This window comes from Stutzerimonas stutzeri (assembly GCF_024448715.1).
Taxonomy (GTDB): domain Bacteria; phylum Pseudomonadota; class Gammaproteobacteria; order Pseudomonadales; family Pseudomonadaceae; genus Stutzerimonas; species Stutzerimonas stutzeri_AR.
This window is the reverse complement of record NZ_JAMOHZ010000015.1, coordinates 13,667-33,177: the sequence shown is the minus strand read 5'-3', so window position 1 is coordinate 33,177 and position 19,511 is coordinate 13,667. Positions and strand designations below refer to the sequence as shown.

The 19,511-nt window shown below is 61.5% G+C and carries 19 protein-coding genes and 1 pseudogene; 6 read left to right on the top strand and 14 right to left on the bottom strand.

The window, feature by feature from the left end; all coding sequences use genetic code 11:
- The 10 genes and pseudogenes from NAV33_RS21135 to NAV33_RS21090 form a co-directional block, all read right to left on the bottom strand.
- Positions 1–204, bottom strand: a pseudogene (locus NAV33_RS21135) (hypothetical protein); the annotation flags it as partial.
- On the bottom strand, positions 204–968 hold the full coding sequence (locus NAV33_RS21130) for a GntR family transcriptional regulator (RefSeq protein ID WP_255983728.1): 765 nt from the start codon (positions 966–968) through the stop codon (positions 204–206). The pseudogene NAV33_RS21135 and the gene NAV33_RS21130, both read right to left, overlap by 1 nt.
- A gap of 1 nt (position 969) precedes the next feature.
- Positions 970–2,154 (bottom strand): CaiB/BaiF CoA transferase family protein, encoded by a 1,185-nt coding sequence (locus tag NAV33_RS21125; protein ID WP_255983727.1) that lies wholly within the window; start codon positions 2,152–2,154, stop codon positions 970–972.
- Entirely contained in the window at positions 2,151–3,302 is a 1,152-nt protein-coding gene (locus NAV33_RS21120; protein ID WP_255983726.1) for an acyl-CoA dehydrogenase family protein, read from the bottom strand. Before NAV33_RS21120 ends, NAV33_RS21125 begins: the two co-directional genes overlap by 4 nt.
- Before the next feature lie 20 nt (positions 3,303–3,322).
- Positions 3,323–4,732, bottom strand: a complete 1,410-nt coding sequence (locus tag NAV33_RS21115) for an MmgE/PrpD family protein (RefSeq protein WP_255983725.1) — start codon at positions 4,730–4,732, stop codon at positions 3,323–3,325.
- An 8-nt stretch (positions 4,733–4,740) separates the two neighbouring features.
- Positions 4,741–6,012 (bottom strand): TRAP transporter large permease, encoded by a 1,272-nt coding sequence (locus tag NAV33_RS21110; protein WP_255983724.1) that lies wholly within the window; start codon positions 6,010–6,012, stop codon positions 4,741–4,743.
- 9 nt (positions 6,013–6,021) lie between these two features.
- A complete protein-coding gene (locus NAV33_RS21105) occupies positions 6,022–6,606 on the bottom strand; it encodes a TRAP transporter small permease (RefSeq protein ID WP_255983723.1) in 585 nt (194 codons plus the stop codon).
- Entirely contained in the window at positions 6,596–7,597 is a 1,002-nt protein-coding gene (gene dctP, locus NAV33_RS21100; RefSeq protein WP_255983722.1) for a TRAP transporter substrate-binding protein DctP, read from the bottom strand. Before dctP ends, NAV33_RS21105 begins: the two co-directional genes overlap by 11 nt.
- Before the next feature lie 100 nt (positions 7,598–7,697).
- Positions 7,698–8,213 (bottom strand): MaoC family dehydratase, encoded by a 516-nt coding sequence (locus NAV33_RS21095; RefSeq protein ID WP_255983721.1) that lies wholly within the window; start codon positions 8,211–8,213, stop codon positions 7,698–7,700.
- 453 nt (positions 8,214–8,666) lie between these two features.
- Entirely contained in the window at positions 8,667–8,879 is a 213-nt protein-coding gene (locus NAV33_RS21090) for a hypothetical protein (protein WP_255983720.1), read from the bottom strand.
- Between NAV33_RS21090 and NAV33_RS21085 the strand changes: the two genes are divergently transcribed.
- The 4 genes from NAV33_RS21085 to NAV33_RS21070 all read left to right on the top strand — a co-directional run bounded on the left by NAV33_RS21085 (position 8,854) and on the right by NAV33_RS21070 (position 13,690).
- Positions 8,854–10,392 carry an MBOAT family O-acyltransferase gene (locus tag NAV33_RS21085; RefSeq protein WP_255983719.1) on the top strand — a complete coding sequence of 513 codons (1,539 nt, stop codon included), beginning with the start codon at positions 8,854–8,856 and terminating at the stop codon, positions 10,390–10,392. The genes NAV33_RS21090 and NAV33_RS21085 overlap by 26 nt on opposite strands.
- A 63-nt stretch (positions 10,393–10,455) precedes the next feature.
- Positions 10,456–12,375, top strand: coding sequence for an HAD-IIIC family phosphatase (locus NAV33_RS21080; RefSeq protein WP_255983718.1), 1,920 nt, complete (start codon positions 10,456–10,458; stop codon positions 12,373–12,375).
- The gene (locus tag NAV33_RS21075; RefSeq protein WP_255983717.1) at positions 12,372–12,620 is read left to right on the top strand and encodes an acyl carrier protein; all 249 of its coding nucleotides are present in this window, start codon (positions 12,372–12,374) and stop codon (positions 12,618–12,620) included. Before NAV33_RS21080 ends, NAV33_RS21075 begins: the two co-directional genes overlap by 4 nt.
- A gap of 2 nt (positions 12,621–12,622) precedes the next feature.
- Positions 12,623–13,690, top strand: coding sequence for a hypothetical protein (locus tag NAV33_RS21070; RefSeq protein WP_255983715.1), 1,068 nt, complete (start codon positions 12,623–12,625; stop codon positions 13,688–13,690).
- 65 nt (positions 13,691–13,755) lie between these two features.
- Here NAV33_RS21070 and fahA read toward each other — a convergent pair whose 3' ends face one another.
- Both fahA and hmgA read right to left on the bottom strand, forming a co-directional pair.
- Positions 13,756–15,063, bottom strand: a complete 1,308-nt coding sequence (gene fahA / locus NAV33_RS21065; protein WP_255983714.1) for a fumarylacetoacetase — start codon at positions 15,061–15,063, stop codon at positions 13,756–13,758.
- Position 15,064: 1 nt separating this feature from the next.
- Complete coding sequence (gene hmgA / locus NAV33_RS21060; RefSeq protein WP_255983713.1) at positions 15,065–16,369, bottom strand: homogentisate 1,2-dioxygenase; 1,305 nt, start codon at positions 16,367–16,369, stop codon at positions 15,065–15,067.
- Between the two features lie 110 nt (positions 16,370–16,479).
- Between hmgA and NAV33_RS21055 the strand changes: the two genes are divergently transcribed.
- On the top strand, positions 16,480–17,253 hold the full coding sequence (locus NAV33_RS21055; RefSeq protein ID WP_255983712.1) for an IclR family transcriptional regulator: 774 nt from the start codon (positions 16,480–16,482) through the stop codon (positions 17,251–17,253).
- A gap of 160 nt (positions 17,254–17,413) precedes the next feature.
- Here the strand turns inward: NAV33_RS21055 and NAV33_RS21050 are convergent, their stop codons facing one another.
- Both NAV33_RS21050 and NAV33_RS21045 read right to left on the bottom strand, forming a co-directional pair.
- The gene (locus NAV33_RS21050) at positions 17,414–17,722 is read right to left on the bottom strand and encodes an AzlD family protein (protein ID WP_255983711.1); all 309 of its coding nucleotides are present in this window, start codon (positions 17,720–17,722) and stop codon (positions 17,414–17,416) included.
- Positions 17,712–18,428, bottom strand: a complete 717-nt coding sequence (locus NAV33_RS21045; RefSeq protein WP_255983710.1) for an AzlC family ABC transporter permease — start codon at positions 18,426–18,428, stop codon at positions 17,712–17,714. The genes NAV33_RS21050 and NAV33_RS21045 overlap by 11 nt, the downstream gene beginning before the upstream one ends.
- Positions 18,429–18,625: 197 nt before the next feature.
- On the opposite strand from NAV33_RS21045, the gene NAV33_RS21040 reads away from it, so the two are divergent.
- Positions 18,626–19,492, top strand: a complete 867-nt coding sequence (locus NAV33_RS21040) for a LysR family transcriptional regulator (protein ID WP_255983709.1) — start codon at positions 18,626–18,628, stop codon at positions 19,490–19,492.
- Positions 19,493–19,511 lie beyond the last annotated feature (19 nt).

Genomic DNA, 19,511 nt, shown 5'->3' with positions numbered 1-19,511 from the left:
GTAACGGACCACCCAGCCCCCACTGAGCAGACTGGTCACCATCGCACTGAGGTAGATCAGCGCGACATAGACACCGACCAGCGCGACCGGCCCGGCCAGATCGCGAGCAGCGGCCGGTGCCAGCACCGGCACGGTGAACGAGGCCATCGAGGCAAGGGCCTGGATTGCCAGCGTCACCACCAACGGGAGAAAGCCTCCGCCCATCAGGCCTCTCCCTGAAAACGCAGATGCTGAGTGATCGAATAGCTAAAACGTGAACCCGGATGCAGGCTGATCGCGACTTCGAGCAGGTCCTGGTTGGCACCGAAATACTTGCGTACCACCAGCAGCCCGGCCGCTCCCGGCTCGACCTTCAGCAATCGAGCGTCGGCTTCGCCGATGTTGACCGCACTAAGATGCTGGCTGACCTCGACCACATGCACCCCGTAACGTCGCTCGATCAACGCATAGATGGGCTGCGTGCCGTCGCCCAGATCCTCGGCAATGCTGCGGTAAGCGCGGTTGATATACACGTCCGAGCGGGCCAGCGGCTCGGTATCGCCTTCGCGGTGACGCAGGCCGCTGACATGCAGCCAGCTTTGCCCGGGTTTGGCTTCCAGCAGCTCGGCGAGCGCGTCGTCGAGCGTCACGTCTTCGATCGACTCGATTTCCAGACGCACATCCCGAACATACTGATGAAGGTCGGCGATCCCTTCGCTGGCCTGCACGTAACGGGAGGCCACCTGAGTGGCCTTGACCCGCGTGCCGACACCCTGCTGACGGCTGATCAGGCCAAGCTCACTCAAGCGACGGATCGCCTCCCGCACCGTATGCCGACTGACGCTGAACTGCTGGCACAGCTCATGTTCGGTCGGTAACAGGCTATCCACCGGGTAGCGCCCCGCCTTGATATCGTCGATCAGCGCCTGGGCGAGAACGAGGTAGCGCGGTTGTCCGCCGGACAGCAGGGAAGGCAGACCCTGGTTCATATCATTTGGCTCCTATAAGAGGTTCGAAGCGCCCCTTCGCACGATCCAACTCCGCAAGCAGCGCTTCGGTGTCGGCACCGAGCCGGGGCGCGGGTTTTGTAGGTAGCGTCTCGCCGGGACAGCGAATCGGGCAGGCCACGGTCTTGACCGGGCCGCGTACCGGATGCTGCATCTCGACGATCAGCCCCTGCTCCTTGGCAAAGGAATTATCCAGCGCCTGAGCAACGTCATTGACCGGCGCCGCCGGCACCTGGCCACCGAAACGTTGCAGCCATTGCTCGGTGCTGGCCGTCATCAGTACGGCATCGAGTTCTTCGGTCAGTTGCTCGCGATTTGCCAGACGTGCCTTGAAATCGCAATAGCGCGGATCGGTCGCCCACTCCGGCTTGCCGATCAGGTTCGCCAGCACGGCCCAAAACTTTTCCTTGTTGCACATCAGGAATATCCAGCCATCGGCCGTACGGTAAAGCTGGCTCGGCGTCAGTGAGGGGTGTGCCGAACGGGGCGCCCGCTCGGTCATCACGCCCTCGTTGAGGTACCAGGTCGCCAGATAGCTGAGGTTATGCATCGCCACATCATAAAGGCTTACGTCGACATCCCGCCCTATTCCGCTGGCGCGCGCACCGACCAGCGCCGAGACCAGCGCCAGCGCCGCCGTGGTGCCGGTCATCATGTCGATGATCGAAATACCGAAGCGCGCCGGCGGACCGTCGGGCTCGCCGGTGAGCGACAGGTAACCGGCCTCGGCCTGCATCAGGTAGTCGTAGCCCGGCCACGCCTTGCGCGAACCCTCACGCCCATAGGCCGACAGGTGCGCGCAGACAAGCTTGGGATTGTGCTCCTTCAACTGCTCGTAAGTCAGCCCCAGCTTGGCCGGGAGATCGCCGCGCAGATTGTCGAACAGCGCGTCGGCATCTTTGATCAGGTCGATCAGCACGCCCTTGTCGTGCGGGTTTTTCAAGTCCAGCGTGATGCTCTTCTTGTTGCGGTTGAACGACTGATAGAAGTGGCTATCGCCTTTCTCGAAGAAATACGGACCGACACTGCGGCCGACTTCCCCACCCTCCGCCGGGTTTTCTACCTTGATCACCTCGGCGCCGAGGTCAGCCAGATGCTGGGTGCCGAACGGGCCGGCCCCATACTGTTCGACGGCGATGATGCGCACGCCTTCAAGAGGTAACGTCATACCGGATTCCTCTGGATCAACTGCTTGGCGATGATGATGCGCTGCATTTCGTTGGTACCTTCGCCGATGGTCAGCAGCGGCGCGTCGCGGTAGAGCCGCTCGACGTTGTATTCCTTGGAATAGCCATAGCCGCCATGAATGCGCAGAGCGTCGGTAGCATTGCGCAGCGCGGCCTCGGTGGCGAAATACTTGGCCATACCGGCCTCCATGTCGCAGCGCTCGCCCTTATCGAACGCCTGCGCGGCCGACTCGACCAGCAGACGCGAGGCCTCCACACGGGTGGCCATTTCGCCCAGCATCAGCTGGATCGCCTGGTGCTCGCAGATCGGCTTGCCGAAGGTCTTGCGGATCTGCGCGTAGTTGGAAGACTCGTCCAGTGCAGCGCGGGCCACGCCGACGCCACGGGCGGCGACGTTGATACGGCCGAGCTCGAGGCCCGACAACACCTGCTTGAGCCCGACGCCCTCGACGCCACCGATCAGGCAGTCGACCGGCACGCGGTAGTCCTCGAACACCAGTTCGCAGGTATCGATGCCGCGGTAGCCAAGCTTCTCCAGCTTGCGTGCGACGGTGAAGCCTGGGCCCTTCTCGGCGATCAGCAGGCTCATGCCCTTGTGCCGAGGCTCGGCAGTGGGATCGGTCTTGACCAGCAGCGCCAGGCAGTTGCCGTACAGGCTGTTGGTGATCCAGGTCTTGGCGCCGTTGACCACATAGCGATCGCCGTCGCGACGGGCAACGGTGCGGATGGCTTGCAGATCGGTGCCGGCATCCGGCTCGGTCAGCCCGACGCCGCCGCGCAGCTCGCCGGCTGCCATGCGCGGCAGAAAGCGATCCTTCTGCGCATCGGTGCCGTGGCGCTGAATCGCCGAGGCCATGATCAGGTGGGAGTTGATGATGCCCGACAGTGACATCCAGGTCCGCGAGATACGCTCGACGACCTTGGCATAGGTGGAGGTACTCAACCCCAGGCCGCCATGTTCGGGCGCGATAATGCAGCCGAACAGGCCCAGTTCCTTCATCTTTTCGACGATCTCTTCAGGGTAAATATCGTCGTGCTCGAGCCGATGCACGTGTGGCTGGACGTCGGTTTCCAGGAAACGATCCAGAGCAGCCAGAATCATGCCTTCTTGTTCGTTATAATCGCTCATCTGTTCGCTCTCCTTTAGATTCAGGCACGGGCCGCCAGGGCGTGGGAGACGTCCCTGGATGAAGCGTTGTCGAGCTGCAGGACGCTCTGCAGGACGGTGTTGGCGCGCTGATCGGATGCGACCAGTGCAAGGTTTTCGCGGAACTTGGCGACGATGTCCTCATTGCTCAGCGGGCGGTCGCAGCCACCGCGGTTGAACGCTTCACGATGGCGCAGCACGGTGCCGTCGCGCATCGTGACGATCACTTCGCCGGTGTAATGGCGCGGAAAGGTCGAATCCGGATCGGCGGCGTATTCCACGAGTTCGGCGACCCGCAGCACTTCCTTGTCCCCGATGGCCGTAGGATCGATCTCGGCCAGCCCGAAGCGGCCGCGTACCAAGCCGCTAGCCACCGCATAAGGGATGCTGAACTGCGCGTCGTAGGTGTTCTGCGGCTGACGCTTGAACTGCTCCGGCTCGCACACCGTCTTGATCACCCCGGCCGGGACCAGCGCCTTGATGTGGGCGATCTGCTGCGGATCGAAGCCGGGCTGCTGGCGGATCAGCATGGCTGCGTCGGCGCAAGCATGTGTGAAGTGGCAGGCCGGCAGAGGCTTGACCGAGACGTTCTCGATTTCCCAGCGCTGGCCCAGCCCTTCGGTGGCGAGGGTGTAATCGCAGACTTCTTCGAGCGGCCCGAGATGGCTCTTGAACAGGCCGAAACGCCCTTCGTACACCGCCTTCGGCCCGATGAAGCCATGCCGCGCCAGGGTTGCCGAAGTGATTCCGGCAACGCCGGCCCAGCCCGGGTGCATGCGTTTGGTCCAGGCGCCGTCCTGGAGAAACTCCATGCTGCCGCTGGCGGTGCTCAGCGCAATGCCCTGCGCCATCGCCAACTGCGCGGCGTTCTGGCCCTGCAGTCGGCCAGCGATGAGGGTGCAGGCGAAGGCGCCGACCAGCCCGGTCGGGTGGAAACCAACCTGATGGAAGCCGCCCTTGGCCACCGAGCCCAGCCGGGTGCCGACCTCCATACCCAGCACATAAGCGGTCAGCAGCTCGCGGCCGCTCAGGCCGAGGTGCGCGGCGACCCCCAGCGCGGTCGGCAGACAGCTGGCGGTGGCGTGGATGATGCCGGGGCCGTGGGTGTCGTCGAAATCCAGACCATGGACCAGGATGCCGTTCATCAGTACGGCGTCGCGCAAGCTCAGCTTCGCCGACAGCCCGATGACGTGGCTGTCGCCCTGCCCCAACTCGGTGACGGCGGCCAGCGAGCGGTGGGCGAAATCGTAGTGGGTCGAGGCATGGGCGATGCCGACGCCGTCGAGCATCAAGTGCTTGGCGCGTTCGCGAATGTCGGTCGGGATGTCCTCGTAACGCAGGTTGGCGGCAAATTCAGCCAGCGCCCCGGCGATGAGTTGCGTTGCGTTGGACGTATCGATTGCGATGTTCATCAAATACCTCAGCTGATCAGGGCGAGTGAGATGGCAGGAACGAAGGTGATCAGCGTCAAGCCGATCAACCGGACCAGATAGAAAGGCATCACGCCGCGAGCGACCTCATGCACCGGCTGCTTGGTGATGCCGCTCATGACGAACAGGTTGAGCCCGATAGGCGGGGTCAGCGTGGCGATCTCCACGTTGGCGACCATGATTACGGCGAAGTGCATGGGGTTGATGCCCAGGTGAGTAGCCACCGGGAACAGCAGCGGCGCGGTGAGCACGATCATCGCCACACCGTCGAGGAACATCCCCAGCACCAGCAGCAACAGGTTGGCCAGCAGCAGGAACTGCCAGGGCTGGATGTCCATCTCGGTGATGAAGGACACCAGGTTGGCGGAAACTCCCATGCGCGCCAGGGCGAAGCCGACCAGGCTGCCACCCATCACTACGGCGAAGATCATAGTGGTCTGCAGCAATGAGTCCTTGGCCACGCCCCAGACGCCGCCGATGGTGACGCTGCGATACACCAGCAGGCAGAGAATCACTGCATAGGCAGCGGCAAAGGCGGACACTTCTGTTGGCGTCAGGTAGCCGGTATAGATGCTGCCGAGGATCAGCACAGGCATCAGCAGCGCCGCCCCGGCACCCGGCAGTTTGCGCGAGAACGCGCCCCAGTCGGCCTTCTGCACCACACCGCCGTAACCGCCGCGACGGGAGAACACCATCACTGCGATCATCAGCAACGCCGCCTCCATCAGCCCCGGGAGCACGCCGGCGATGAACAGCTGGTCGACCGGCAGACCGACGATCGAACCGATAAGGATGAAGCCGAGCGACGGCGGGATCATCAATCCGAGCGTGCCGCCCACCGCGACGATGGCGGCGGAAAAGCGCGGCGGGTAGTTTTCCCGGTCCAGCCCGGCGACGGTCGAGGCGCCAATGGCGGCCGCCGAACCGACGCTAGAGCCGGACACCGCGGCGAAGAACACGCTGGAAATCATCGCCGTCAGCGCCAGGCCGCCGCGTATCGCACGCACCACGCTGCCGACCAACTGAATCAGCAACTCGGCGATGTTGCCCTTCATCATCAGGTTGCCGGCGAGCACGAACATCGGAATCGCCATCAGCGGGTAGCTGTTGATCGACTTGAACGCAGTCTGCGCAATCACGGTGGTGGGGACGCCAGCGGCGACGAGAATCAGCCCCGTGGTCACCAGCCCGAGCGCCACCGCCACATGGGTGCCGATGGCCAGGAACAGCAGCATCGTCACCAGAGCAATCACTATCAGCATGACACTCTCCTAGAGAAGCGAGCCCTCGGGCTTGTCGGGATTGGTGAAGGGGTCCTCGCCGCGCCAGGCACGCATCACGCAGCGCAGGTAGTAGGCCAGATACAGCAACGCCCCCAGCGGCATGATCAGGAACAGCAGCCACACCGGCAGATCGAGGTTCGACTCGGTCATCATCCCCATCGTGTAGTAGCGATGAACCTGCGGCAGCGAGGCGTAGAACAGCAGGCCGCAGAACAGGACCCCAACCAGGCTGGCCAGCACATGGCACGTCTTGCGCAATCGCGGGCCCAGGTGATCGACCAACAGCTCGGTACGGATGTGGTGACCGGCGCTGCCGGCGACTCCAAGGGTTAGAAAGAAAGCCCAGACCATCAGGTAGCGCACGCTTTCCTCGGCCCAGAACCAGCTGCGATCGAAGATTGCCCGCGACAGACCTTCGAACAACATCACCCCGATCGAGGCGACGAACAGACAGGTGGCAACGTTGTGCAGCAGCCTGCCGCCCAGCCTCCGCCAGTTGCGGCGTGGGCGCACTAGCGCGTGTTGATGCAGGGATGCCGGGGCCTTTTTCATCGGCACGTAGTCAATTCCCATTGCCGCACCCCTTCGCGAGCGCGTCGATCTCCGGCTGGACCTGCGGGTATTCTTCGGCGAACCGCTGGCTGCTGCTGGCCGACAGCTCCTTCCAGCGCGCTATGTCGTCCGCCGAGGCGGTATGGAACTGAGCGCCCTTCTCGACCATCTCATCGATCAGCTTCTGATCCTCGATCGCGACCTCTTTCCACTGTTTGGCGATGATGCCGTCGAGTGTTTCGTTGATCGCCTGCTGCTGCGCCTCGGGCAACCCCTCGAACCAGCCGCGATCGACTGCCACCGCATAGGTGCTAAGCGACAGATTGGGCACGTAATAGGCGTGTTTGCCGGTCATGCCGATCATTTCAGCCCAGCCGGCCGCCGAGGTGAACACGCCGTCGATCGCGCCCTGCGCAAGCGCCGTGCTCATCTCCGACGCGGACATCGAGACCGGGCTTGCATCGACGCTACGAATGGTGTCGAGGAACACCTTGCCACCGGTCACGCGAATCTTGGTACCGGCGAGGTCCTCGATGCTGTCGACCTCACGGTCGCCGAAGATGAAGAACAGGTCGGCGGTGCGCAGCAGACCGAGAATTTTCAATTGCCGCGGTTCGACATAGGACGAGAGCAAGTCGGTCAGGCCGTCAGCGTAACAACGGTTGGCCATGCTCTCGGCGTCCAACGCGAACGGCAAATTGATGATGCCGACCCGCGGGTCGATCGACTCCATCCGCACCGACACCGGCCAGACCATGTGTACCGCGCCGGTACCCAACGCGGCCAGCGCGTCCTGGTCGTTGTACAACTGCGCCGCGGGAAACACTTTCACTTCCAGTTCACCATCGGTGCGCTTATCCACCCCCTCGGCGAACTCGTTCATGTAGCGGGTCTTCCAGTGGCTGGCCGCCACTTCGCTGGGCAGTACCAGTTCATCGGCGAACAGGTACGGAGGCAGCAGGGACAGGGAGGAACATGCGACCGCAGCCGCGATAAGGCGCTTGAGCTTCATTAAAGGTGTCTCCTCGAAATTGTTTTTGTTGAGGATGGTTCTTACAGCTACAGCGTTTGCTTGCGTGGCCGGCGGACGGCTGTCGGCCGATTGCGGAGGGTCAGTAGTTGGCCGCCTCGTCGAGCGTGTTGCCCTCGCGTTTCTGGATGAGTGCCGTGCGGTCGAAAATCATGAACACGGTGCCGTCGGCCTTCTTGCCTACCGTGCGCACTTTGACGATGCCTTGGTTGGGGCGCGACTTGGACTCACGCTTGTCTAGTACTTCGGACTCGGCATAAATCGTGTCGCCAGCGAACACCGGCGCGGTGAGCTTGATATCGGTCCAGCCGAGGTTGGCGATGGCCTTGCCGCTGACATCCGCCACCGTCATGCCTAGCACGATGGCTACCGTCAGCCCGCTATTGATCAACAGCTTCCCGAACTCGCTCTTCTCGGCATACGCCGCGTCGCAGTGCATCGGGTGGTAATTCATGGTCAGCAGCGAGAAATGGATGTTGTCGGCATCGGTAAGGGTCCGCCCGGGCCGGTGCTCGTAGACGTCGCCCACCTGGAAATCCTCGAAATAACGGCCGATTTGCCCGCGATAACGATTTTCGCCCACTTGCTTGACGCCCATGCAGCGCTCCTTCTTGTTGTGTGTCAATTGTATGGATGTCATGTTGTCCGGACAAACTATGGTAGCGATGTCTTGGGCCGTCAAGGGTGAAAATTCAAACGAAGGTTTTAATGGCCAGCCGAGGTACACCGGGCGCTAAATGCGCCGCCTCGGTCAACGCAACTTTCAACAAGAGGCCGTCAGCTTCGCCTCGGCCCGGACTTGTCGGCGTGCCAACCCGAGCCCCCGAACCTCAACGCGGCGGGTAGCTGCCGTTCCGCCCTCCCAGTTTGTTTTTACTTCAGCGCTTTCCGTCACCCTATTTCGACGAGAGCGCCTAACAAGCCGCAAGCGCTCTGGCATCGCCGTTTCGCTTGATATAGCGGGCATATCCACTCGTCTGCTCGAATATCGGAACAGATGACTAACGCAACTTTTCCTTACAAACTCAAGTCGCAGTTAACAGACTGGACCTCATAAGCCGTGGTAGTCGCACGGAATGAGCCCCGCCTGAAGAGCCGCTTCTGTGGCCTGCATTGGGAATAGTGAGCATCCAGCGGACACGTCGATGGCAACCATCGGTGCGGATGGACTCACCGTGCTGCTGTCGTCCTGATCTAAAAGGACGGCATGGAGTTTTTCAGGGATAGGGAAAAGGACGATGCTCTTCAATTCCATGGTATTCATCGCCGGGTTCCTTCCGGTGGTTCTTCTAGGCTTCATTGTTCTTGCAGGTAGCGGCAGACAGCGCTACGCAGCCATCTGGCTGACGCTGGCGTCGTTGGTGTTCTACGGTTGGTGGAACCCCGCCTACGTGCCGCTGCTCGTCGGAAGCATGGTGGCCAATTACCTGATCGGCGGCTACCTGATGCGGCAGCCGTCGCGGATTGTTCTGGTGCTTGGCGTCGCCGCCAACGTCGCGCTGCTCGGTTACTACAAATACACAGGCTTTTTGTTCAGTACGCTCGACGACGCCTTCGGCCTGGGCTGGTCAGTGGGCGACATCATTCTGCCGCTGGCGATCTCGTTCTACACCTTCCAGCAGATCGCCTACCTGGTCGATGCTCACGACGGCGAAGTGAGCGAGCACGACTTCGTCAACTACGCCCTATTCATTACTTTCTTTCCGCAGCTGATTGCCGGCCCCATCACCCACCACGGGGAGATGCTCAAGCAATTCAATGACGGCACCACCTTTCGCCCACGGCTGGACAACATTTCGCTGGGCATCACCGTGTTCCTGCTCGGCCTGTTCAAGAAGGTGATCCTTGCCGACCCATTGGGGGAAAACGCCTCGCCGATTTTCGCGGTTGCCGCGGATGGCACGGTGCCTTCGTTATATGACGCCTGGTACGGCGCGCTCAGCTATACGCTGCAGATCTACTTCGACTTTTCCGGCTACAGCGACATGGCCATCGGCCTGGGCCTGCTATTCGGCCTGCGCTTGCCGGTGAATTTCAACAGCCCGTTCAAGGCACGCAACGTCATCGACTACTGGTCGCGCTGGCACATGACCCTCACGCGCTTCCTGACCGCCTATATCTACAACCCCATCGTCATCCGTATCACCCGTTCGCGGATGGCCGCCGGTAAGCCGTTGCCACGGCGAGGCAAGATGAGCCTTGGAACCTTTGTCGTGCTGATCGCTTACCCCACCGTGCTGACCATGTTCATCTCTGGCGTCTGGCACGGCGCCGGCTGGCAGTTCGTGATGTTCGGTCTGCTGCATGGCTTCTACCTGGTTGTTGCCCACGGTTTCCGTGCCTACAAGGCACGCCACGGCCTGCCGCTCGACAGCGACAAGCTCTGGCACCGCACCGGCGCCGTCCTGTTGACCTTCCTTTGTGTGGTCGTGGCAATGGTGTTCTTCCGTGCCAACAGCGTGACCGCGGCGATGGCGATGCTGTCGGGCATGGCTGGCTTGAGCGAGTTCACCACCGACTTCGATAAGTCCGACTACTTCACCGTCGCCGTGCTGCTCGCCTTTGTATGGATCATGCCCAACGTGCAGCAGTGGATGGCGCGCTTTCGCACCGCCCTGGACGCCCAGCCGCGCGAGAACTGGCTGCTGCGCTGGTTTCCAATCGCCATGTGGAGCCCGTCGCCAGTAATTGGCGTGGCCATTGGCGTGCTGGGTTTCTTCGCCCTGGCGGTGGCGTTCTCCGTGGCCCCTACCGAGTTCCTGTACTTCCAGTTCTGAGCATTCAGTTCTGAGCATTCAGTTCTGAGCACCCAGTTCTGACTCTCAAAGGAGTTAACGCTAATGGATCAGCTTCTCTGGCTTGCTCGACACCCCGATCTTGGTGCCGCCATTGGCGAAGCCAAACGTGAGACCGAGCCGCTCGCACGGCTCGCAGCAGCTGCGCGACTTGCAGGCTATCGGCGGGACTTTACCCTGACGGCTCGCCTGGACAGGTTGGCAAGCGAAGGCCTGCGGGCGGTTGCCAACGGCGAGGCGTCCGTGTCGGGCCTGCGTCCTTTGCGCATCGCCCTGCTCTCCTCGCATACGGTAGATCATCTGGTTCCGGCGATCCGCGTGGCCGGATTGCAACGGCGGCTGGCCCTCTCGGTTCACGTCGCGCCTTATGGCATGTACCGCCAGGCGCTGCTGATGGACGACGCTGAGCTCGTCAGCTTTGCCCCACAGCTGATCGTCCTGGCGCTCGATTCCAGAGATGCGCCATTGCAGCTGCCGCTCGAAGCCTCGCAGGAAGAAGTCGATGCCGCAGTCGCCGAACGGGTCAACGAGCTGCGCCTGCTGTGGCGGCGTGCGCGGGAGCGCTATGCCGCACAGATCGTGCAGCAAACTATCGTGCCGGCCGACCCACCGATCTTCGGTTCGTTCGAAGCGCTGGTCCCGGCCTCGCCCTACGCGCTGATCGATCGCCTCAACGCAGCCATCCGCACCGCCGCACGTGAAGACGGCGTGTTGCTTATGGACCTCGCTTGGGAGGCAGCGCGCGGCGGTTATGGCGATGGCCTCGCCGAGCCGGTGCGCTGGCATCAGGCCAAGCAACTGGTCAGCCCGAACCTGGCGCCGCTGTACGGCGACCAGCTGGCACGCATCGCCGCGGCGAGCGTCGGCCTGTCGCACAAGTGCTTGGTATTGGACCTGGACAACACGCTGTGGGGCGGCGTGGTCGGTGACGATGGCATTGGCGGCATTCATCTCGGTCAGGGCTCGCCCAGCGGTGAAGCCTTTCTCGCCTTCCAACGCTACGCGGCCCTGCTGGCACGCCGCGGCGTCATCCTTGCCGTCTGCAGCAAGAACGATCTGAGCATCGCCGAGGCGGCGTTCAACCATCCGGAAATGGCGCTCAAGCGCAGCGATATCGCCGCCTTCGTTGCGAACTGGGAAGATAAGGCCGGCAACTTGCGCAATATCGCCTCGATGTTGGATATAGGGCTGGACAGCCTGGTCTTCGTCGATGACAACCCAGCCGAGCGCGACATTGTGCGTCGCGAGCTACCCGAAGTCGCCGTCCCGGAGCTGCCCGACGATGTGGCCGATTATCCAGCCCGTGTCGCGGCGGCCGGCTACTTCGAGGCGGTGTCCTTCACTGCCGACGACGCCAGCCGCGGTCGCAATTACGCACTCAATGCCGAGCGCAAGGCGGCCATGAGCCAGGCATCGGACATGGAAGGTTATTTGCGCGGCCTTGAGATGGTGCTGACCGCGACGCCGATCGGCGCGGCGGAACTCACCCGGAGTACTCAGCTGATCAACAAGACCAACCAGTTCAACCTCACCACTCGCCGCTACAGCGAGGCGGAAGTCGAGCGGATCGCCAGCGACCCACGCTCGGTCGCGCTGGCGTTGCGGCTGGCCGACAAGTTCGGCGACAACGGCCTGATCAGCGTGGTGCTGGCACGTCCCGATGCGGCCCTTGGAAGCGATGAACTGTTGATCGATAGCTGGCTGATGAGCTGTCGGGTACTGGGCCGACAAGTCGAAGAAGCCGTACTCGACGTGCTCGCCAAGGCAGCCATCGCTGCCGGCTACAAAGCATTGATTGGCGAGTACCGCCCGACCGAGCGCAACGGCATGGTCGCCGAACACTTTCCGCGATTGGGTTTCGCTCAATACCCGGCACTCATTGATGCCGCCAGCGAGGCGACTTTCTGGCGCTATGAGCTCGATTCCTCCCGTTCCCCCCGTCACTTTATCGAGGTAAAGGCATGACCGAAGCAGAGGTAATTCAGGAACTTACGCCGGTCTTTCACGACGTGTTCGATGACGACAGCATCGTGCTATCGCCAGAAATGACGGCCAACGACATCGAAGGCTGGGACAGCCAGACCCACGTGATGCTCACCGTAGCCGCGGAGCAACGCTTCGGTATCAAGTTCCGAACGGCGGAGCTGGAATCGCTGCGCAACGTCGGCCACTTCGCCCAGGTCATCAGCACCAAGCTCGAGGGAAAATAGCCATGGCCCATACCGCTGAATTCCCAAAGGACGGGGGCGCCGCCGGAAGCGGAGAAGCAAGCACGGCCACCGTGCCGAGCCAGGTGCGTTCACGGTATCTGCTTTCCTTGTTCGCCGGTCTGTTCGGCGCATTGGCGATGTTCTGTCTGACACTGCTGGCCTTGGACCGAACCAGCAATCTGCCACCGCCCGCGTTCTCCAATATCTCGTGCGCAGACGAGAAGCTCAGCTTCATGCGCGACAACCCGATCCCATCACCGAATCTGCTGATAATTGGTTCTTCCGTGGCCTGGCGTCACGTGGACGGCAACGTGCTGATCCAGGCATTGCCAGAAGTTCGTCCTATGAACGGCGCTTTCTGCGGGCTTTTCGCCAACCAGTCCACCTATGTAGGGCATTGGCTGCTTGACCGCGAACCGAGCATCCGCAGTGTGGTGATGATTGCCGATCCGCAGGATTTCGCTGGCTGTTGGCGGGTGCCGACAGCGGTCTTCAACCGTGAGCACGTAAACGCCTACGTCTACGAAAACGCTTCACCCTGGGGGCACTACATGCGTTATTTCTCGCCGAAGTCGCTGGCGCGTAACGCCTTGACGGTAAAGGCTCAGCGCGCCGGACAGATCGAATGGGACCCGCTGGTCTTCAATCGCTTCGGTGATGGTCCTTTGGATACCACTAATACCCGTGAGCTGCTGTATGGCCGCCCGGAACCACTGGACCCCAGCTGTTTCCACGCACTACACGACATGGGCGCGCGCCTGGCACAGGAAGGCCGTCAGTTAATGGTTGTCTCCACGCCCCTGAATCCGCAATGGAAGGAAAAATACGACCCGGACGGCACTTTTCTAGCCGACTTTGACAAGCGCATTCTGGATACTCTGAGCGCAACCGGCGGTACCTACTGGAACGCCGATAAGGACTGGAGTACGCCGGTGACTTCATTTGTCGATGCGGTTCACCTGCGCTGGTCGGCCGCGCAGCAATTCTCCGGTGCGCTTGCCGAGCAGATACGCAACGCAGCAGTGGGGCCTGTGCCGCCGCCGTCACTGGAAACCGTCAAGGTGCCATGATTCGCTGTTCTAAAAATGAAGAAGCCCGGCTGTCTGTACTAGCCCGGGCTTTTTTGTCACCAAAGTTAGTGCGAAGCCGGCATCACGCGACCACGACATTCGCCGAAGCCGATCGAGGCACGGCCCTCTCCACGGCAGCGCGCCTTGAGGATGATTTCGTCGCCGTCCTCCAGAAAAGTGCGCGTCTCGCCGCTGGGTAATTCGAGTGCCTGTTTGCCGCCCTGGGTAATCTCCAACAGGCTGCCCAGGCTGTCAGCGCTGCTGCCCGACAAGGTGCCGGAACCGAACAGATCACCCGGCTGCAGGCTGCAGCCGTTGACGCTGTGGTGCGCGACCATCTGCGCCACGGTCCAGTACATGTTTTTGGTGCTGCTCAGGGCGATGCGCTGTGCAGGCTGACGTTTGTCGCGCATGGCCGCGGTCAGCAGCAGCACTTCAAGCTCGATATCCAGCGCGCCCTGCTGCTGATCCTGCTCGTCGTACAGATACGGCAACGGTTGTGGATCGCCTTCGGGCCGTGCTGGCTGCGCACAGCGGAACGGCTCCAGCGCTTCCGGCGTCACCACCCAGGGCGACACGCTGGTGGCGAAACTCTTAGACAAGAACGGCCCCAGCGGCTGGTATTCCCAGGCTTGCAGATCGCGAGCGGACCAGTCGTTGAGCAGGCAGAAACCGGCCACATGGCTGCTCGCCGCGCCGATAGGAATCGACTCACCGCGCGCATTGCCCTGGCCGATCCAGATACCCAGCTCCAGCTCATAATCCAGCCGCTTGCTGGGACCGAAACTCGGTTCGCTGGCGCCCGGTGGCATGGTCTGGCCATTGGGACGCTTCACGGTCGCGCCCGATACATCGATCGTCGAGGCACGGCCGTGATAGCCGATGGGCACATACTTGTAGTTCGGCAGCAAGGGGTTGTCCGGGCGGAACAGCTTGCCGACGTTGTTGGCGTGATGGATGCCGACGTAGAAATCGGTGTAGTCGCCCACCTTGGCTGGGACGTGCATCTGGCAAAGGTCCATCGGCTGCAGCAGCGATTCACCCATGCCTTGCAGGCGTTCACGCTGCGCACTGCCTTTACCGAGCAGCTCTTGCAGCGCCCCGCGCAGCGCTTTACGGGCCGAGGCGCCGAGTGCAAAAAACGCATTAAGGCTGCTTCCGCTGGCCGCTTTCGCAGCCTCCAGCGTCTGGCCGTCAAACAAGCCGGCGTCGCAGGCAGCGCTCAAATCGAAGATGAAATCGCCAATGGCGACGCCCCCGCGCGGCTCACCGCCATCGCGGCTGAACAAGCCCAGGGGCAGGTTGGCGAGGGAAAAGTCTGAATGGCCGTTGGCGGACTCGACCCAGCTGAGAAGTTCTGTCGGTGCAGTCATGTCATTTCTCGTTCTTGTCGAAGGTCTTGGCCAGGCCGGCCCAACAGCTGTCGTAGTCACTCTGCAGCTGCGGGCTTTCCAGCGCCTGGCGAGTGGGGCGTAGCACTTGGCCGGTCTCGAACATGAAGGCCATGGTGTTGTCGATCTTGTGCGGTTTGAGTTCGGCCTTGATCGCCTGTTCAGTCGAAACATGATCCGGCCCGTGCGCGCTCATCGAGTTGTGCAGCGAGGCGCCACCGGGCGAGAAACCGTCGGCCTTGGCATCGTAGGCGCCATTGATCAGGCCCATGAACTCGTTCATCAGATTGCGATGGAACCACGGCGGGCGGAAGGTGTTTTCCGCCACCATCCAGCGCGGCGGGAAGATAACGAAGTCGATATTAGCCATGCCGTGGATGGCGCTCGGCGAGGTCAGCACCGTGAAGATCGATGGATCGGGATGGTCGAAGCTGACCGTGCCGATGGTGTTGAAGCGACGCAGGTCATATTTGTAGGGCACGTTGTTGCCGTGCCAGGCCACCACGTCCAGCGGCGAATGATCCAGCTCGGCCGACCAGAGCTCACCGAGGAATTTCTGTACCAGTTGCACCGGCTCGTCGCGCTCTTCGAAGTGCGCGACCGGCGCAAGAAAGTCGCGCGGATTGGCCAGGCCGTTGCTACCGATCGGCCCCAGATCCGGCAGACGCAAGGCACAGCCATGGTTCTCGCACACGTAGCCGCGGGCGGTTGCGTCCAGCAACTCGACGCGAAAGCGCATGCCGCGCGGGACCACCGCGATCTCAAGCGGGCCCACCTCGAGCACACCCAGTTCGGTGACCAGCTTCAGCGCACCGTGCTGCGGCACCAACAACAGTTCGCCGTCAGCATTGAAGAAGACTCGCTCCATCGACACGTTCGCTACGTAACGATAGATGCTCGCTCCCGCCGGCTGACCGGGCTCGGCATTGGCCGCCACGCACTTCAGGCCATCAAGGAAGTCGGTCGCGCCCTCGGGGAAAGGTTCTGGATTCCAGCGCAGTCGATTGGGCGTAACCGGCCCCAGCTCGCTACCGAGCTGCCGGTCCATACGCTGGTATTGGCCGTGATTGGCAGACGGGCGGATGCGGTACAGCCAAGTGCGCCGCGCTTCACTGCGCGGCACAGTGAAGGCCGTGCCGGAGAGCAATTCGGTATAGAGCCCGTACGGCACTTTTTGCGGTGAGTTCTGGCCGACCGGCAGCGCACCCGGCAAGGCCTCGCTGCTGAATTCATTGCCGAAACCGGACAGGTATCGAGAGGTTTCGCCAGATAGTTGTTGTGGTTGCATAGCTGTCTCTCATTTAGCGTAATGCATTTACGCAAAAAGTAATTTGAACTCATCCAGGCGTCAAGCTATAAACAGCGCCTCCATAGCAGGCAGTACAAAGATAGGCATTCATGGTAGACAGCAACGCGGACACGGCGCCTCGCCGACAGAAAGTGCAGGCCGCCGAGGTGGGCACGGACATCCTCACGGCCCTGGCCGAACTGGCCCCAGCGACGTCGCTGTCGCGCCTGGCCGAACACGTCGGCATGCCCGCCAGCAAGGTTCATCGTTATTTGCAGGCCCTGATGGCCAGCGGCTTCGCCGAACAGGACCCGCTGACCAACCACTATGGATTAGGCCGCGCCGCCTTGTTTGTTGGTCTGGCGGCGCTGGGCCGGCTGGACGTGGTCAAGCTGGCGACGCCGCACCTGGCGCAACTGCGCGATGATCTCAACGAAACCTGCTTTCTCGCCGTATGGGGCAACCGTGGCCCAGCCGTCGTGCATGTCGAGCAGGCGGTGCGCGCCGTCACTCTGGTGACGCAGGTCGGGTCGGTGCTGCCGTTGCTGGGCTCGTCCACCGGACTGGTGTTCAACGCCTTCATGCCAAACGCGGAAACTGTCCAGCTGCGCGAAGAAGAACTGCAATTGCCGTCGGCACCCTCCTCCGCAACGCTGGCCGCGACCATGAAAGAACTGCAGCGCACTCACATTCAACACGTGCACGGTCTGCTGATGGCCGGCGTCAACGCGCTGTCCGCCCCGCTATTCAGCGGCGATCAGCGATTGGCGGGCGTCATCACGGTAGTCGGCGCCGAACCCGGCTTCATGGCCGAAGCGGATGGCGAAGCGGCGCAGCGATTGCTGGAGGCGGCGCGCAAGATCAGTGCGAGGATGGGGGCGTAATTGTAGGACCACCGCCCGGCATCAGCGGATGCGACCCGCGTCGTTTACGGTAACAGCCAAAAAGGTACGGCTCCCCTCTCGGCAATCCAGTGGCCCTTGGCTCTTTCCTCTTGGCGCCTCGTTCAGGCTCAACGTCTGAAGACGCAACTTCCTGACAAGGTCAGAACTGCCTGAAAATCGCTGCAGCCAACACGCCGGCGGCAATCGCTGGCAGAGGTTTTTTCAGTAGCAGCATGATGATCGCCGTGGTCAACAAAGCCAGCCGGGCACCGTTATCGCCGTTGATCGCCATGGGTGCCAACAGCGCCGCCAACACGGACCCGGACATGGCGCTGATGAACTGTTTCACCCGGTAGCTGATGGGCACAAACGACATGACATAAACACCACCCCAACGGGTCGCCAACGTCACTACTGTCATGACGAAGACGATGATCAGTGCGCTGGAACCTGCCGTTTCAACGTTCACTGTCTTTCTCCGTCCAAAACGCTCCCGCGATACCACCGGCCAGCGCTCCTACAACAACATGACTATTGTTTGGCAGGTACCAGTAGGCCAGTAGCGAAGAGCACGCAGCGACTATCCAGATGATCAGCATGCGCAAGTTCTTTTCCCCGCCAACGACCATGGCCAGCAGGAAGCAGCCCATCACCATATCCATCCCCAAACTCTTGGGGTCATGAATGGCTCCGCCAAAATAGATGCCGAGCCAGGTACCGAATACCCAGAACGACCACAGGGCCAGGCCACCACCCAGCAAAAGCCCTATACCGGGTTCCCCACGGCTGAACGCCTGCATGGACATTGCCCAGTTGGCGTCGGAGGCAACGATCATCACGCCATAGCGCTTTGCCGGTGGTAAATGACGCAACCACGGATACAGCGTCGCGCCCATCAGAAGATGGCGGGCGTTGATGGCGAAAACGGTGATAACCAGCGTGAAAAACGGGACCTGAGGCCCCCACAGCTCCAAAGCAGCGAACTGCGAGGCACCGGCGAACATTAACGTGCTCATGGCAACGATAAGAGAATCGTCCAGGCCCGCCTGCGTTGCAGCCAACCCAAAGGCTGCCCCAAACGCAATGACAAACACAGAAATCGGGACGAGTTGCTTGAAGCCAGCCCATACAATCTGGCGGTTGAACTCATGCAAATTCGCATCAGCGTCTAACATGCCACACCCTCTCTATTCCGTACCGCCAATTCCCGGCAATGGGCTTAACGATCTTCTGCTGATGCCGCCCGCTCGCCACGCACCCCATCGAAGGCAGTGAAATACGCTCATGCCAGAACTATGCTTCCGACAGATCGTGAAGAAAATCGCATAATTCATCTACGTACTATTCGATAACCTAATACACGAGTTGAGGCATGACTTTTCAAGATCTGCAAATCGACTGGCTGAAATGCTTTGTCGCCGTGGTGGATGCAGGTTCGTTGTCAGGCGCTGCACCAGAAGTACATCGCTCTCAGTCAGCGGTGAGCATGCAGCTAAAGAAACTCGAGTCGGCCCTGGGATGCCAGCTTATGGTACGAGGCGCACGGCAGCATCAACTCACACCCGAAGGACAATTACTGTTGGGTTACGCGCGGCGGTTGCTCGACTTGCATGCCGAGACCCAGGCTGCGTTTCATGGGGATGAATTGGCGGGCCGCATTCGCCTTGGAGTACCAGACGACTACGCAGCTCGGTATCTCACCCCCGCGCTCAAACGTTTCGCGCCGCATCATGGCGCGGTAGAGATTGAGCTGAACTGCGAACAATCGACTGCTTTGATCCCCCGTGTTGAGCGTGGCGATCTGGACCTGGCGCTGGTTTCACGGGATCACCCCCGACACGGCACCCTGCTATTTCATGAACCGATGGTGTGGGTAGGCTCCGCTCAATTCGAGGTATGGAGGCGCGATCCGCTTCCCATCGCAGTCTATGAAGACACCAGCCTCGCAAGGCGCAGCGCCCTCAACTCCCTGACTTTGCAGGGTCGCCGATACAAGGTGGTCTACAACAGCTCCAGCCTGGCTGGTCAGATTGCAGCGGTTGAGAGCGGCTTGGCCGTTGCCGTGTTAACCCAGTGCAGCGCGCCGGGACATCTGGAAATTTTGGATAGCAAGCATGGGCTAGGGCCGCTGGAACCCATGGAGGTATCGGTTTATCGGAGCCGGGCCTCGCAGGGGTCCAAAGCCGTGGACAGCCTGCACAGCCTCCTGCTCAAGCTCAGACATTCAGCTTCATCCTGAATAGGCAATTGGAGTGAAC